We start from the raw sequence: 13,959 nt of genomic DNA on the forward strand, positions 1-13,959 counted from the left end.
GTTCCTGTGCACTACCCTTTGCCGTGCGGTTTTATCACCAGCAGATCGCACTCGACACGTTCCAGCACCCGTTCTGCGGTGTGGCCGATCAGCAGGCTGTCCAGATGGCCGCGGGCGATGGCGCCCATCACCAGCAGGCCGATATTGTGCTCACGCACGAAACGCGGGATGACTTCCTCGGCAAAACCGTTCAGCAGGTGGGCCTGTGCTCTATCGATGGCATGCTGGGCGATCAACTTGTCGAAGGCCTCACGGTGCTCGCGGCTGCACTGGGTCACGTAGTCTTCATATTCCTGCGCTACCTCGGCGTCGAACAGCAGCGACCGCGGCAGCGGCGCCTGCGCGTGCAGGTATTCTGTCTGCAAGCCGAGCTCGGCCTGCAGGGTCTGGCTGGTATCAATCAACTGATGATCGAGGGCGGCAGGTTTGTCCGCGCTGTGCAGTGGGTCGAGCGCGGCGCACAGGCTCTGACCATGGGGTTCGGCGTCGTGTACCAGCCACAGCGGCACTGGGCTGCGACGAATCAGCTGCCAACTGGTATCACTGATCAACAGGCGGCGCAGCGCACTGCTGGGATGGGTCGACTTGAACAGAATGTCCGGTTGCAGCACCGCGACGCGGGAAAGGATCTCTTCGTGGCGGCGCTTGCCCCAGCGCACGTCCACTTCGATCTTGAATCCTTCATCACTCAGGTGAGCGACGCTGGCACGCAGGGCCTCGTGGTTTTGTCGCAGGATGGTTTCACGGGCGCGGTTGAGCAGATGGCTGTCCAGCAGGCCGCCTTCCAGGCTTGGATGATATTCGATCTGCAACAGGTGCAATTCGGCGCCGGTCTTGCGTGCCACATCGGCTGCGCGTTGCAGGGCGGGTTGTTGCTGGTGTTCGGCGTCGATGACGACCAACAGTCGTTGCAGTTTCATGGCAGCGTCCTCGCCTGGAGTCTGTATTTGCATTACACACCCTGATGTACTGAACGGCATTGATATGGGTCAGCGCAGACAGGGATTTAGCGTCGGTTCGAGAGGACGGGCGGTCGTGGCGCTGGCGCTGATAAAATGAGAGGCAGTGGCCTCATGCCAAGGCGCAGCCAGAAAAACCGTCGTTGGCTTGCCGCTGTTCAGTTTTTGCCTGGGCTGTCGATACACTGCTCATTGGAGGAATTGCCCATGCGTACCCTGATCATTCTGGCCGTGGCCCTGGTTGCCGCGGGTTGCACCCGTGTCTCGCTCGACCATCATCTGAACAACGCCTATCGCGCCTACAACGAAGGCGATTGTGCCCGTGTCGCGCTGGAGCTGTCGCAGGCCGAGCGCAAGAGCCGCTCACGCAATTACCTGCAGCCGGAGATTTCCCTGCTACGCGGTCAATGCCTGGAGCGCGAGAGCCTGTTCGTCGATGCCGCGCAGACCTACCAGTTCATCATCACGCGCTATCCGGCCAGCGAGTACGCCTACCGCGCCCGCGCGCGTCTGCAGACGCTGGAGCAGCTGGGGCATCACAGTCCGGCGCCGGCGGCCAAGGTCAGTCCGGCCACACTCTGAGCCTTCGGTCGTCCGGCGTTCCTCGGCGACGCGGTGCGGTATAAGCTGGCGTATGTCTCTCACGGAGGATGAACATGCGTCACTGGTTGTTGATCGCTGTACTACTGCCCACGCTGGCGACGGCGGAAATCTATCGCTGGACAGACGAGCAGGGGCGGGTGCATTTCGGCCAAAGGCCCGTTGCCGGAGCTGAAACCGTGCAGGTCAGGCCGCAGGTGATCGAGCGCGACGAACATACGCGTGAGCGTGAAGAGCGCCGTCAGCGTTTCTACAATGCCCGGCGTGAAGAGCAACAGCAGGCTGCAGCGACAGCAGCTGCGCAGCGCGAAGAGCGGGCCAGTGAATGTCGTGATCTGCGCCGACACCTGGCGCAGATGCCGGAGGGCTTTCGCTACTATCGCGAAGGCGCCGGCGGCGAGCGCATCTACTACAGTGATGAAGAAACCGACACCGCTCGTCGCCAGCTGCGCGAGCGGATAGCCCAACGCTGTTCTTGAGGGTGGTTAAGTGGCCGTAGTAGGGCCATACTCAAGTCCCTTTGTAGCGATTTGCCACTATGCGTAGCCAGCGCCGAATCGAACGCCATCATTTGCCCTACTACCTGAAGGTGTTCAATCGCATCACCGACAAACCGATGGGTTCCATCGGCAATGTCTCTCTCGACGGTCTGATGCTGATCAGTCAGTTGCCGATGCTGGTGGGCGCACGTTTCGACATGCGCCTGAAGATTCCAGGCCAGCATGGCATGCACTTCATCGACTTCTCCGCCAACTGCCAGTGGTGCCGTGAAGATGTCACGCCTGGCATCTACGACTCCGGGTTCGCTCTGGTCGCGCCGCCTGCCGATTACGTCGAGATGATCGACGCGCTGCGTTACTACTTCAGTTTCCACAGCCTGGCGGCGTCTGCCTGATATCTCGCTCGTCCGAGTCGCCTGATCTGCAGCGTCAATGCATCGCTGGTGCACGTGCCAGGCTGCGCAAGCGCTGGCTCAACTGCAGGCGCAGACCCTCGTCCTCACAGAACAGCAGCGCGTGCTCAAGGTCATAGCGTTCACCCTGTGGGCAATCCAGTTGCCGATAGACATCCGCGCGAGCCAGGTGATCGACCAGATTCGGCGGACCGAGTTGCAGGACACGCTCGGCATCTTTGAGGGCTGCGTCCGGGGCATCGTGCTGCATATGCAGCAGGCGCAGATTGCGCGACAGGCGTCGTAGCATGTCGGTAGCGTCGGCTGTCTGCAGGTGCACGGCGCTGAGTTCGACATCCGGGCCCAGTTGGCGATAGAGCTGGTCGCGGCAGTCGCGGGTGTACAGGCGGCGCCCACCGCAAGGATCAAGCAGGTGATCGGCGCCAGGTACACGGAGCATGAAATGACCAGGGAAGTTCACGCCCTGTAGTGGAATATCCAGGCGGCGTGCCACTTCCAGCGCAATCAATGCCAGGGTCAGCGGCTGGCCGCGTCGGCGGCGTAGCACTTCATGCGGCAGGGCATGGCGCGGTCGCGTCACGCCTTCGTCGTCTTCTTGATAATCGAGCTCGGCCAGTCGGCGCAGCAGCGGCTGGGCCAGTTCGCGAGCGGGCAGGGCGGGTAGTCCAGCGCTGACCTGCAGTAACAGGCTGTGCAGATCGCTCATGATCTGCGCGGGCTGGAGCTGATCATCGTGTTCGGCGGCGATCCACAGCGCCGCCTCGAACAGGGCGGGTGGATCGCGTTGCAGGCACTGCAGGCAGGCTTGGCGTGGGTTCATCGCATTCTCCACTGGATTGTGCTTTTGTAGCCCCTGACAAGGTCGTCGTCCAGTGTGGCTCTCCTATACTGAGGCCTGAAGTCCGATCGGGAGCTCGCCCATGTTCAGCATGATGGAAGCCGCCCGCCTCGAGGCCCTGCACCTGGCCGAGGATCCGGCCAGCGGTCTCAAGGCCGTTATCGCCATTCACAACACCCGCTTCGGGCCAGCACTCGGCGGCTGTCGTTACCTGCCCTATGCCGATGAACAGAGCGCCATTGGCGACGCCATCCGTCTGGCTCAGGGCATGAGTTACAAGGCAGCGCTGGCCGGTATCGACCACGGCGGCGGCAAGGCGGTGATCATCCGTCCGCCGCATCTGCAGAGTCGGGCCGCGCTGTTCGAGGCCTTCGGGCGTTTTATCGAAACCCTCAATGGACGCTACATCACCGCCATCGACAGCGGCACCTCCAGTGCCGATATGGACTGCATCGCCCAGTACACCAATCATGCAACCAGCACGACCAGCGAGGGTTATCCGTCGCCGCACACCGCCTTGGGGGTATTCGCGGGCATTCGCGCCACCGCCCAGGCGCGCCTTGGCAGCGACGATCTGGAAGGGCTGCGGGTCGCCATTCAGGGCCTGGGCAATGTCGGCTTCGCCCTGGCCGAAGCGCTGCATGCCGCTGGCGTCGAACTGCTGGTCAGCGACCTGGATGCCGGGCGTGTGCAACTGGCCGTCGAGCAACTGGGGGCGCACCCGATTGCCAGCGATGCGCTGCTCACCACGCCCTGCGACATTCTCGCGCCCTGCGGCCTGGGTGGTGTGCTGAATGCACAGACGGTCGCTCATCTGCGCTGCGCAGCGGTGGCAGGGGCTGCCAACAATCAGCTGGCCAGCCCCGAAGTGGCCGACCAGCTGGAAGCTCGCGGGATTCTCTACGCGCCGGATTACGTGCTCAATGCCGGAGGGCTGATCTACGTGGCACTGCGTCATCGTGGTGAGGAGTTGCCGGCGATCACCGCACATCTGGCGCAGATCAGCCGGCGTCTGACCGAGGTCTACGCCCATGCTCAGGCTGAAAAACGTTCCCCGGCGCGAGTCGCCGACTATCTGGCGGAGAGCCTGCTCTATCGCACTTAGCTGCTATCCGACCCGTTCCGGGGGGCTGAGCCTGGCCAGACAGCATCGCGGCGACGTCAGTGCGGTCAATTGCCGTCGAATTCGCCCTGGTAGCACACCGGTGAACTGGGCGAATCGTATCGCTGCAGCTCCTCTTCGAGGAACTCCGCCAGAACTCGCGCGTTGTTGTGCTCCTCATCGCGTGCGGCGTAAAGCAGCGTCAACGTGCCGCCCGCCGCCCAGTGCAGCAGTCGCTGCCAATGTTCGGGGTGACCCGCCAGCTCACGGCGATAGGCCGCACTGAAGTCATCGAAGGCTTCGACGCGGTGAGAGAAGGCCTTGCGCAGTTCGGTAGATGGCGCGACTTCGGGTAGCCATTCATCGAACGCCAAGGCGTCCCTGGACAGGCCCCTTGGCCATAGTCGGTCGACCAGTATGCGTTGGCCGTCGCCGGCCTGGGCATCGAGATAAACCCGCTTGCAACGGATCATCGAGTGGCCTCCATAGTCTGCGACAATGCCGCACTTGGCGCTGCGTATGGGCTCGATTAGCGTGGTGAAAGGAGGGTTCACCATGGACTATTTCATTATCGTCGTCACCACCGCTGCCGGCCTGTATTTTCACTGGTGGCTGTTTCGCCGTATTCGCCAATGGAGTGATCGCGATCTGGCGCTTTCATTTGCCGAGAGCGATGAGCGCAAACGTCAATACATGCTTGAACAGCTGGGCCGTGCGCAGCGCGAGGGTGTCAAACGACGAGATTTGCCAGCCTGGCTGGAGCAGGCTGCGGGGCATTATCCAATCAACAACGGATGATGCGCCTGGCGCTCACTGGGTAGGCCCCGTGCGAGCAACACGGGGCCCATGTACTCGATCACTCGCTGGCTGCGTCGACCTCGAGTTCGTCGAGGGCATCGGGCTGGCTCTTGAACGCTTTGGCAAACACGTCGCGATTCTTGGCCATGAAGATACCCAGTTCCTCGCCCTGTTCCTCGCTCAAGGACGGCACGGCCTTGTGCAGAACCTCGCTCAGGCGCTCGGCCAGCTCCAGCATCTTGTCGTAACGATCGGCTTCGGCCTTATCCATAAACAAGCGCTCCGGATCGCGACTGCTGCGATACACCACTTCGACGGCCATTCATCACCTCGTCTGCCTTCATGCGTGTTGATCAGTAATTAACTGGTTTTTTGTACAGTGGTGGCGAGAATAAAGGACTCGCTTCTCTTTTGCCAGCATTGGGCTTGATGGGCAGCTTAGATGACTCGATTTGCGCCTGCATTCAGCGGGTGGCGGCGTTTGGGTGTAGGTATCGCCAACGGCAGAATCAGGTACGTTTGTACAATTATTGTATATGTTGAGTCGGCATCGGATTCTTTATCAAACGTTTTCCGGGACGGCGCTTGTGTTGCTGTTTAGTGGGCATCTATAGTCATTCCAGGCGTATGTGCTTCGCCTTTGCAGTGCCCAATCATGAGGTGTTCACCTTGAACTCAGTCGGTCGTGTAGAGCGCAAGTTGCTCGCGCTGGTGGCACTGTTTTACCTGAGCCTGATGCTACTCATTGGGGCAATCTGGGGAAGTCAGACCAGCCTCTCCAGTGGTCGTGATGTACAAGATCTGTATCGTTCCCTTTACCGGCTGTCTTCGCTGCTTTCTATCCTGCAGGACGCCGAGATCGGTCAGCGCGGCTATTTGCTGACAGGCAACGAGCAGTACCTCGCGCCCTACGAACGAGCCATCGGGCAACTGGATGAGCAACTGTTGCTACTTGTCGAAACCCCAATGCTCAGGGCTTACAAGCCTGATATTGATGCGATTGCCGGACTCAGCCAGCTCAAGCGCAACGAGCTGGCACAGACCATCGTCGTGCGTAGGGAGCAGGGGCAGAACGCTGCACAGCGTATTCTGGCCGAGGACGTCGGTAAGCTCTACATGGATGAAATGCGTGTACGCATCGGCAATATCGTACGAGGCGTCACGGCGTCCCTTGAAGAACAGAAGGCGGATCTTGAATGGCGCTCGAATCTGGCGCTATGGGGGGGCGGCGGTGGTGCGTTGATGATGCTCGGGTTGCTCACGCTGCTGTTTATCGATTTGCGTCGTGACCTCAGTGAGCGCGCCGAGTTGCTCGAGCGCCTGGCCTTCGAGTCGAAGCATGACAGTCTCACCCAAATACCCAATCGACGAGCCTTCAACGAAACGCTGGATCAGGCATTGGCGCTCGCCAGGCGGGGAGAGCGTCAGGTGGCGTTGCTCTATCTCGATCTTGATGGCTTCAAACCGATTAACGATCAGCATGGCCACGCTGTCGGAGACGCGACGCTCAAGGCAGTGGTTGCACGGTGGCAGGGTTTGATGCGTGAAGGTGAGGTGTTGGCGCGGCTTGGCGGGGACGAGTTCGCTATCATCGCGGCAGGTGATGCCGACGCTGTCGAACGCCTGGCGCGGCGTCTGATCGAGGCGCTTGACGCGCCGCTGCTGGAGCAGTTTCCCGACGTGCGGGTGGGTGTCAGCGTTGGTCTGGCGCGTTATGCCGAACATGGCGAAGATCGTCGCCGGCTTATCGCGGCGGCCGATATGGCCATGTATCGCGCCAAGGAAGCAGGCAAGCACTGCTTCGCCTGGCCTGAATCACGTCAGCCGGTACTCGCTGTAGTCTGAACGGCCTGTGTCTTTCCGTCACATCCCAGCATCATCCTCAAGCTGGTGTTTTTCCTGCATGCTCGTCGGCGTGCATCCATGTCGGATGCACGGGCCGCATGTCTGGTTGGGGAGAAGTGACACGATGAATTGGGCGGAACGTCTGCGTACGGGCATGCATGGCCTGGCGGAATCCTTGGGTAATCTGCTGATGGAGGCCTTCCATTACCTGGCGCTGTTCGCCATCGGGGCGATCACGGCCTGGGCGGGGGTGATGACCTTCATCGGCATGCTGGAAAAGGGACACATCACGGTCGATGACATTCTGTTGCTGTTCATCTACCTGGAATTGGCGGCAATGGTGGGCATCTACTTCAAGACCAACCACATGCCGATTCGCTTCATGATCTATGTAGCGATCACCGCGTTGACCCGTTTGCTGATTTCCGACATTTCTCACACCCACAAACCGACTTGGGGCGTGGTGATGGTGTCGGGAGCGATCCTGCTGCTGGCCCTGGCGATTCTGGTGGTGCGCTACGCCTCGTCGCGTTTTCCGGCGGTGGCTGGCCCGCACCCGCGCAGCAAAGCGCGCAACCGCGAGGACGCCGAGTCCGAGCGCGACGATGCGTCTGACTGAAATGTAGGGTGGATCGGGGCGCGTAGATGACGCTCTTTTCATCCACCACTGCGGGTGTCATGGTGGAGCGGGGCGTCAGTCGAGCGGCGCGAACAGCGCCGCCAGGTCTTCTTCATCCAGTTGCCACTGGCCCTGACTGCCACCGTCCAGCACGCCCTTGGCCAGGTTGGCCTTGGCCTGCTGCAGTTGCTGGATCTTTTCCTCGACGCTGCCACGGGCGATCAGCTTGTAGACGAACACAGGCTTGTCCTGGCCGATGCGGTAGGCGCGGTCGCTGGCCTGGGCTTCGGCGGCCGGGTTCCACCAGGGGTCGAAGTGGATCACGGTGTCGGCGGCGGTCAGGTTGAGACCGCTGCCGCCGGCCTTGAGGCTGATCAGAAAAACCGGAAAGTACCCCGCCTGGAAGCGTTGTACCGGTGTGCGGCGGTCCTGGGTGCTGCCAGTCAGCTTGGCGTAGGCGATCTTGCGTGCCTGCAATTCCGCCTCGATCAGCGCCAGCATCGAGGTGAACTGGGAGAACAGCAGTACCCGGCGGCCTTCGTCGACCAGCTCTACGAGCATGTCCAGCAGGGCGCTGAGCTTGCCCGAGTCGTTGGCACCCAACTCACCATTATCCTCTCCGAGCAGACGCAGGTCGCAGCAGCTCTGGCGCAGGCGCAGCAGGGCTTCGAGGATGGCGATATGGCTGCGGGCCAGACCCTGGCGGGCAATTTCGTCGCGTACCTTCTGGTCCATGGCCAGACGCAGAGTCTCGTAGCGGTCGCGCTGCAGCTGGGTCATCTCGACCCATTGGGTAATCTCGGTCTTTGGCGGCAACTCGCTGGCCACCTGTTCCTTGGTGCGGCGCAGCAGGAAGGGGCGGATGCGCCCATTCAGATGGTTCAGGCGCTGGGCGTCGCCACGTTTTTCGATGGGTGTGCGGTAGTCGCGGGTAAAGGCTTTGGCGTCGCCGAGCCAGCCCGGCATGAGTAAGTGGAACAGCGACCACAGCTCGCCCAGGTGGTTTTCCAGCGGTGTGCCGGTCAGGCACAGGCGCAGGTCGGCCTGCACCTGAGCCGCTGCAGTGGCCGCCTTGCTGCGCGGGTTCTTGATGTTCTGCGCTTCGTCGAGAATCAGCAGGCGATAGCGCTGCTGGTTCAGCGCCTTGAGGTCGCGCGGCAGCAGGGCGTAGGTGGTGAGGATCAGATCGTGCTCGGCGATCTCCTCGAACAGCGCCTTGCGCTTGTTGCCATGCAGGGCCAGTACGCGCAACTGCGGGGTGAAGCGCGCCGCCTCGTCCTGCCAGTTGGGTATCAGGCTGGTGGGCATGACGATCAGTGCTGGATTTTTCAGGCGCCCGGCCTGTTTCTCGCAGAGGATGTGCGCCAGGGTCTGCAGGGTCTTGCCCAGGCCCATGTCGTCGGCCAGTACGCCACCGACGCGCAGTTCGGCCAGGGTCTGCATCCAGTTCAGGCCCTGCACCTGATAGGTGCGCAGTTCGGCCTGCAACCCCTCAGGTGGCGCAATTTCACGTACCGACAGGTTCTGCAGGCGCTGGGCGAAGCCGCGCAATTCATCGCCGCCTTGCCAGCTGAGTTCGGGCCCCTGGGCCAGTTCTGCCAGGCGTGCGGCGTCGGCGCGGCCCAGGCGCAGCGGCAGATGATCGTCGCCAGGGTCGCGGAAGTACAGCTCGCCGAGCGTGGCCAGCAGCGGCTTCAATCGGGCGAAGGGCAGGGCGATGCGTTTGCCGCCCTGCGGCAGGCTGACCAGCAGGCGATCTTCGTCGGCGCGCTGGGCCAGCGCTTCGGGCGCCAGCAGCCAGGGCGTGCGGCGAATGGCCTGGAGCAGGATCGGCAGCAGACTCAGGCGCTGGCCCTCCACCTCGATGCCCAGCTCCAGATCGAACCAGTTCTGCTGCGGATCTTCCTCGACTTCCGCGTACCAGTTGTCGACCTCGGCGAGGTTGTACTGGAAGTCCGGGCGCATGTGGATTTGCCAGCCTTCGGCGCGCAGCTGCGGCAGTTGCTGCTGGACGAAATCCAGCCAGTCGCGCTCGCGCTCCAGTTCGAACGGCTCGCCGGCTTCGGCCGGCAGCGCCTCGCTCTGGCGCAGGGCTACCTGCAGGCCGAGACTTTCCAGACGTTTGCGCAGGCTGGCTTCGGCACCGCCGTCGCGGATCAGGCGCAGGTTGGTTTGCTCATCCAGGCGCTTGACCAGATCCTTGGCCGGCTTGCCGAAAACCTTGTGCCCGGCGTAGTTGAAGGCCAGCGCCGCGCGGTGCTGGGTTTGCTCCTGCATGCGCCCTTTGCGTGCGTCGAAATGCACGCGCACCTGGCTGCCAAGGCTGAGGATGGCGGAGGGGGCGATGCCTTCGAGGCGTGTTTCCGCCAGTTCCTTGTTCACCACGATGATGTCCGACAGGTCGCTGCCGGCGCGCTGTTGCGCTTCCAGGGTGAGCAGGGCGGCGACCACGTGCTTGCAGTTGAAGCCAACCGGGCAGTTGCAGTGGCCGGTCACGCTCCATTTGCGCCCGTAAGGATGCAGCGTGATGCGCTGCTGGTAGGTCTGCCCGCCGGAACCACGGCAGTTGGCGAGCAGGCTGTGGTCCTTGAGGCTGAGCAGTTTGCTGCGTTTTTCTTCGGCGTAGGCAATGCCGCGGCGCAGGTCGCCTGCGCCGAACTCGGAACGCCAGTCCTCCTGGCGTAACTGGTGAATATCCAGAGGCATCAACGAAGCCCCGTGGCGAAAAGGAATGGGCGCATGACTGGGCCGTGGCAATGCAAAGCCACAGATTTTCGCATAGCCGCGTGACGATTAGCAGGCGTGGCGCCGAGATTGCCGACGGTAGGGTGGGCGGCGGGTTGTTTTCGTCCTACAGGAATGCAGCGCGGTACTGCCCCGGTGTGGCGCCCAGTGCCTGGCGAAAACGATTGCTGAAATGGCTGGCGCTGGCGAAGCCGCAGGCCAGCGCCACCTCGCTCAGAGCAGGGGCTGGCTGACGTAGCATCTGACAGGCACGTGCCAGGCGCCGGGCCAACACATAGCGATGAGGCGGCAGGCCGAAGCTGCTCTGGAACATGCGCGCGAAGTGGTATTCCGACAGGGCACAAAGCGCGGCCAACTGGCTCAGCGGCAGTGGCGTCTCCAGATGCTGCTCGATGAACTCGCGCACACGCCTGCGTTGCAGCGGTGCCAGGCCACCCTTGAGGCGCAGGCCCTGGCGCAGGCCAACCTGGTTGAGTAGCGCATGGTCGAGCAACTGGTGAGCCAGGCTGCTGGCCAGCAGGCGTTCGCCCGGTTCCTGCCAGTCGAGGGTGCACAGCTGGCGGAAGCGCGCGGACTGTTCGGCGTCTTCGAGAAAGGTCGCTTCTTCCAGTTGCAGGCTGCGCGGTTCGCGATCGAGCAGGGCGACCGCGCCAAGGGCGAACTGCTCCTGCTCTATATAGAGGTGGGCAAGCTGAATCTCGCCATTGATGATCCAGGCCGACTGGTGTTCGGCCGGCAGGATGCACAGTTTGTCTGGAGCGCCCTTGTTGCCGGGTTGCTCACGGCGAAAGGTGCCAGTGCCGCCACTGAGGTAGCACGACAGCGTGTGGTGGCTGGGGGCAAGGTAGTCACGCGCATCATGGGCGTTGCTCCAGCGTGCCACGGCCATGCCGTTGCCCAGTTCGGCCATGGCGTGCAGCCGCGCGTTAGGCGAGCGGCTCATGCTCTGGAATACCTGCAGATGTTCGAATTGCGCCATCACCATCTCCCGAATGCGGCCATGCTACGCCTGCCGACAGGCAAAACCAGAGGCGAAGAAAAAAATGCGCAAGTTTGTGAAAGTCTGGGGTCGTAATTGCTGGAACGCCTTTGAATGGTGCTTAAGTTTTTTTGCACCAACCCGCGGCGCGGCGCGAGGACTCGGAGTATCGTGGCGGCCATTCAAACAATGATTCGCATCCCGGATGCCGCTCTCGATGAAATACCTGCACCACTTCGCTCTTGCCTCTGCCTTGATCCTCCCCAACCTGCTGGCTGCCGCGCCTTCGGTCGATGACAAATCGGCCTTCATCGCCGATCTGGTCGGGCGCATGACCCTGGAGGAAAAGGTCGGCCAACTGCGTCTGATCAGCATTGGCGGCGACATGCCGCGTGAGCGCATCCGCGAAGAGATGGCCGCGGGGCGTATCGGCGCCACCTTCAACTCGGTGGTACGTCCAGAGAATCGCCCGATGCAGGAGGCGGCGCTGCGCAGTCGCCTGGGTATCCCGGTGTTCTTCGCCTACGACATCATCCATGGCCATCGCACTACTTTTCCGATTGGGCTGGGGCTGGCCTCGAGCTGGGACATTCCTGCCATCGAGAACAGCGCGCGGGTCGCGGCCTTCGAGGCCAGCGCCGATGGCCTGGACATGACCTTCGCGCCGACCGTCGACATTTCCCGCGATCCGCGTTGGGGCCGCACGTCCGAAGGTTTCGGCGAGGACCCCTACCTGGTTTCGCGCATTGCCGCCGCGATGGTTCACGGTTATCAGGGTAAGGATCCCAGCGACCCGCAGCGCATCATGGCCAGCGTCAAGCACTTCGCCCTGTACGGCGCGGTGGAGGGCGGGCGCGACTACAACGTGGTCGACATGAGCCCGATGCGCATGTACCAGGATTACCTGCCGCCTTATCGCGCGGCCATCGATGCCGGCGCCGGCGGGGTAATGGTGGCGCTGAACGCGATCAATGGCGTGCCAGCTTCGGCCAATACCTGGCTGCTGCGTGATCTGCTGCGTCGCGACTGGGGCTTCAAGGGCGTGGCGCTCAGCGACCATGGTGCGATCACCGAACTGCTGCGCCATGGTGTGGCCGCCGATGGCCGTGAGGCTGCAAAACTGGCCGTCACGGCAGGAGTCGGCATGAGCATGGCCGACACGCTCTACGATCAGGAACTGCTTGCTTTGGTGCGCAGCGGCGCGGTGCCGCAGAGCGTGCTGGATGAAGCCGTCACCCATGTACTGAACACCAAGTACGACCTTGGCCTGTTCCACGATCCGTTCCGCCGCATCGGCCGCGCCGAAGACGACCCGGCCGACGTCAATGCCGAAAGCCGCCTGCACCGCGCCGATGCGCGGGCCATGGCACGCGACTCCCTGGTGCTGCTGGAAAACCATGGCGACACCCTGCCGCTGAGCAAGAAGACCACTGTCGCGTTGATTGGCCCGCTCGCCGATTCGCCCGTGGACATGCTCGGCAGCTGGTCGGCGGTCGGTGTGGCCGAGCAGGCAGTGACCCTGCGCAAGGGCATGGAGGCGGCCCTGCAAGGCCAGGGCAAGCTGCTCTACGCCGTCGGCGCCAACGTCACCGACGATGCCCATGTGATCAATTACCTCAACCAACTCAATTGGGACCGCCCTGAAGTCGTGCTGGACAAGCGCACGCCGCAGGCGATGCTGGAGGAGGCTGTGCGTGTGGCCAACCAGGCCGACGTCATCGTTGCGGCGGTGGGGGAGGCGCGCGGCATGTCCCACGAGTCGTCCAGCCGCACCCGCCTGGATCTGCCTGACAGCCAGCAGGCGCTGCTGCGCGCGCTCAAGGCCACCGGCAAGCCGCTGGTGCTGGTGCTGATGAACGGCCGGCCGCTGGCGCTCAGCTGGGAGAAGGAAAACGCCGATGCGATGCTGGAGACCTGGTACAGCGGTATCGAGGGCGGCAACGCCATCGCCGACGTGCTGTTCGGAGAGCACAACCCTTCGGGCAAGCTACCGATCACCTTCCCGCGTTCGGTCGGGCAGATTCCCACCTACTACAATCATCTGCGCCTGGGCCGTCCGTACACGCCCGGCACGCCTGGCAACTACACCTCGCAGTATTTCGAGGAGCCCAACGGCCCGCTCTATCCGTTTGGCTACGGTCTGAGCTACAGCGACTTCCTGCTGTCGGCACCGAAGCTGTCCGCCGAGCGCATGACACCGGATGAGAAGATTCGCGTCAGCGTCACGCTGAAAAACACCGGGTCACGGGCTGGCGCGACCGTGGTGCAGTTGTATCTGCACGATGAGGCCGCTTCGGTGATCCGTCCGGTGAAGGAACTCAAGGATTTTCGCAGGGTCAAGCTTGAAGCAGGTGAGGCGCGCGAGCTGAGTTTCGAGATCGACGAAACCATGCTGCGTTTCTACAACGCCAGCCTGCAGCATGTCAGCGAGCCAGGTGCCTTCCGTGCCCAGTTGGGGCTGGATTCGGAGATCGTGCAGGAGGCGCGTTTCGAACTGTTGCCACGCCAATGAGGGCGTGGCCCAAGGAGGCGAAAAATATACTCGCGCGAGCACCTGTGCC

14 protein-coding genes are annotated in these 13,959 nt (G+C 62.5%); 8 read left to right on the forward strand and 6 right to left on the reverse strand.

Features of this window, described 5'->3' with window-relative positions:
* Positions 1-11: 11 nt before the first annotated feature.
* Positions 12-920, reverse strand: a complete 909-nt coding sequence (locus BLS08_RS05845; protein WP_021490226.1) for a universal stress protein — start codon at positions 918-920, stop codon at positions 12-14.
* A gap of 246 nt (positions 921-1,166) precedes the next feature.
* Here BLS08_RS05845 and BLS08_RS05850 point away from each other — a divergent pair, with 246 nt between their 5' ends.
* The 3 genes from BLS08_RS05850 to BLS08_RS05860 all read left to right on the forward strand — a co-directional run bounded on the left by BLS08_RS05850 (position 1,167) and on the right by BLS08_RS05860 (position 2,454).
* On the forward strand, positions 1,167-1,541 hold the full coding sequence (locus BLS08_RS05850) for a tetratricopeptide repeat protein (RefSeq protein ID WP_017674986.1): 375 nt from the start codon (positions 1,167-1,169) through the stop codon (positions 1,539-1,541).
* Positions 1,542-1,615: 74 nt separating this feature from the next.
* Positions 1,616-2,038: a DUF4124 domain-containing protein gene (locus BLS08_RS05855; RefSeq protein ID WP_055986768.1), complete on the forward strand. Its 423-nt coding sequence runs from the start codon at positions 1,616-1,618 to the stop codon at positions 2,036-2,038.
* 59 nt (positions 2,039-2,097) lie between these two features.
* Positions 2,098-2,454, forward strand: a complete 357-nt coding sequence (locus BLS08_RS05860) for a PilZ domain-containing protein (protein WP_055986766.1) — start codon at positions 2,098-2,100, stop codon at positions 2,452-2,454.
* Positions 2,455-2,488: 34 nt separating this feature from the next.
* Here the strand turns inward: BLS08_RS05860 and BLS08_RS05865 are convergent, their stop codons facing one another.
* Positions 2,489-3,292 (reverse strand): SirB1 family protein, encoded by an 804-nt coding sequence (locus BLS08_RS05865; protein ID WP_055986763.1) that lies wholly within the window; start codon positions 3,290-3,292, stop codon positions 2,489-2,491.
* 100 nt (positions 3,293-3,392) lie between these two features.
* Between BLS08_RS05865 and BLS08_RS05870 the strand changes: the two genes are divergently transcribed.
* On the forward strand, positions 3,393-4,415 hold the full coding sequence (locus BLS08_RS05870) for a Leu/Phe/Val dehydrogenase (RefSeq protein ID WP_055986760.1): 1,023 nt from the start codon (positions 3,393-3,395) through the stop codon (positions 4,413-4,415).
* A gap of 65 nt (positions 4,416-4,480) precedes the next feature.
* On the opposite strand, the gene BLS08_RS05875 is transcribed toward BLS08_RS05870, so the two are convergent.
* Entirely contained in the window at positions 4,481-4,885 is a 405-nt protein-coding gene (locus BLS08_RS05875) for a DUF488 domain-containing protein (RefSeq protein ID WP_017674981.1), read from the reverse strand.
* 82 nt (positions 4,886-4,967) lie between these two features.
* Between BLS08_RS05875 and BLS08_RS05880 the strand changes: the two genes are divergently transcribed.
* Complete coding sequence (locus tag BLS08_RS05880; RefSeq protein WP_055986757.1) at positions 4,968-5,210, forward strand: hypothetical protein; 243 nt, start codon at positions 4,968-4,970, stop codon at positions 5,208-5,210.
* Between the two features lie 58 nt (positions 5,211-5,268).
* Here the strand turns inward: BLS08_RS05880 and BLS08_RS05885 are convergent, their stop codons facing one another.
* The gene (locus BLS08_RS05885; protein WP_017674979.1) at positions 5,269-5,532 is read right to left on the reverse strand and encodes a YebG family protein; all 264 of its coding nucleotides are present in this window, start codon (positions 5,530-5,532) and stop codon (positions 5,269-5,271) included.
* 347 nt (positions 5,533-5,879) lie between these two features.
* Here BLS08_RS05885 and BLS08_RS05890 point away from each other — a divergent pair, with 347 nt between their 5' ends.
* Positions 5,880-7,055, forward strand: a complete 1,176-nt coding sequence (locus BLS08_RS05890; RefSeq protein ID WP_162237622.1) for a diguanylate cyclase domain-containing protein — start codon at positions 5,880-5,882, stop codon at positions 7,053-7,055.
* Between the two features lie 124 nt (positions 7,056-7,179).
* Complete coding sequence (locus BLS08_RS05895) at positions 7,180-7,674, forward strand: phosphate-starvation-inducible protein PsiE (RefSeq protein ID WP_017674977.1); 495 nt, start codon at positions 7,180-7,182, stop codon at positions 7,672-7,674.
* Positions 7,675-7,749: 75 nt separating this feature from the next.
* Here the strand turns inward: BLS08_RS05895 and BLS08_RS05900 are convergent, their stop codons facing one another.
* Both BLS08_RS05900 and BLS08_RS05905 read right to left on the reverse strand, forming a co-directional pair.
* Positions 7,750-10,380 carry a DEAD/DEAH box helicase gene (locus BLS08_RS05900; protein ID WP_055986754.1) on the reverse strand — a complete coding sequence of 877 codons (2,631 nt, stop codon included), beginning with the start codon at positions 10,378-10,380 and terminating at the stop codon, positions 7,750-7,752.
* A gap of 145 nt (positions 10,381-10,525) precedes the next feature.
* Entirely contained in the window at positions 10,526-11,398 is an 873-nt protein-coding gene (locus BLS08_RS05905) for a helix-turn-helix domain-containing protein (RefSeq protein WP_055986750.1), read from the reverse strand.
* A 217-nt stretch (positions 11,399-11,615) separates the two neighbouring features.
* Between BLS08_RS05905 and bglX the strand changes: the two genes are divergently transcribed.
* Positions 11,616-13,910, forward strand: a complete 2,295-nt coding sequence (gene bglX / locus BLS08_RS05910) for a beta-glucosidase BglX (RefSeq protein WP_169886832.1) — start codon at positions 11,616-11,618, stop codon at positions 13,908-13,910.
* Positions 13,911-13,959: the final 49 nt, after the last annotated feature.

The sequence above is a fragment of the Ectopseudomonas chengduensis genome, from assembly GCF_900102635.1.
GTDB classification, from domain to species: Bacteria; Pseudomonadota; Gammaproteobacteria; order Pseudomonadales; family Pseudomonadaceae; genus Aquipseudomonas; species Aquipseudomonas chengduensis.

Excerpts from the sequence above, each read along its gene's own strand:
- BLS08_RS05845 (WP_021490226.1), bottom strand. The coding sequence starts at position 920 with ATGAAACTGCAACGACTGTTGGTCGTCATCGACGCCGAACACCAGCAA.
- BLS08_RS05850 (WP_017674986.1), top strand. The coding sequence starts at position 1,167 with ATGCGTACCCTGATCATTCTGGCCGTGGCCCTGGTTGCCGCGGGTTGC.
- BLS08_RS05855 (WP_055986768.1), top strand. The coding sequence starts at position 1,616 with ATGCGTCACTGGTTGTTGATCGCTGTACTACTGCCCACGCTGGCGACG.
- BLS08_RS05860 (WP_055986766.1), top strand. The coding sequence starts at position 2,098 with ATGCGTAGCCAGCGCCGAATCGAACGCCATCATTTGCCCTACTACCTG.
- BLS08_RS05865 (WP_055986763.1), bottom strand. The coding sequence starts at position 3,292 with ATGAACCCACGCCAAGCCTGCCTGCAGTGCCTGCAACGCGATCCACCC.
- BLS08_RS05870 (WP_055986760.1), top strand. The coding sequence starts at position 3,393 with ATGTTCAGCATGATGGAAGCCGCCCGCCTCGAGGCCCTGCACCTGGCC.
- BLS08_RS05875 (WP_017674981.1), bottom strand. The coding sequence starts at position 4,885 with ATGATCCGTTGCAAGCGGGTTTATCTCGATGCCCAGGCCGGCGACGGC.
- BLS08_RS05880 (WP_055986757.1), top strand. The coding sequence starts at position 4,968 with ATGGACTATTTCATTATCGTCGTCACCACCGCTGCCGGCCTGTATTTT.
- BLS08_RS05885 (WP_017674979.1), bottom strand. The coding sequence starts at position 5,532 with ATGGCCGTCGAAGTGGTGTATCGCAGCAGTCGCGATCCGGAGCGCTTG.
- BLS08_RS05895 (WP_017674977.1), top strand. The coding sequence starts at position 7,180 with ATGAATTGGGCGGAACGTCTGCGTACGGGCATGCATGGCCTGGCGGAA.
- BLS08_RS05900 (WP_055986754.1), bottom strand. The coding sequence starts at position 10,380 with ATGCCTCTGGATATTCACCAGTTACGCCAGGAGGACTGGCGTTCCGAG.
- BLS08_RS05905 (WP_055986750.1), bottom strand. The coding sequence starts at position 11,398 with ATGGCGCAATTCGAACATCTGCAGGTATTCCAGAGCATGAGCCGCTCG.
- bglX (WP_169886832.1), top strand. The coding sequence starts at position 11,616 with ATGAAATACCTGCACCACTTCGCTCTTGCCTCTGCCTTGATCCTCCCC.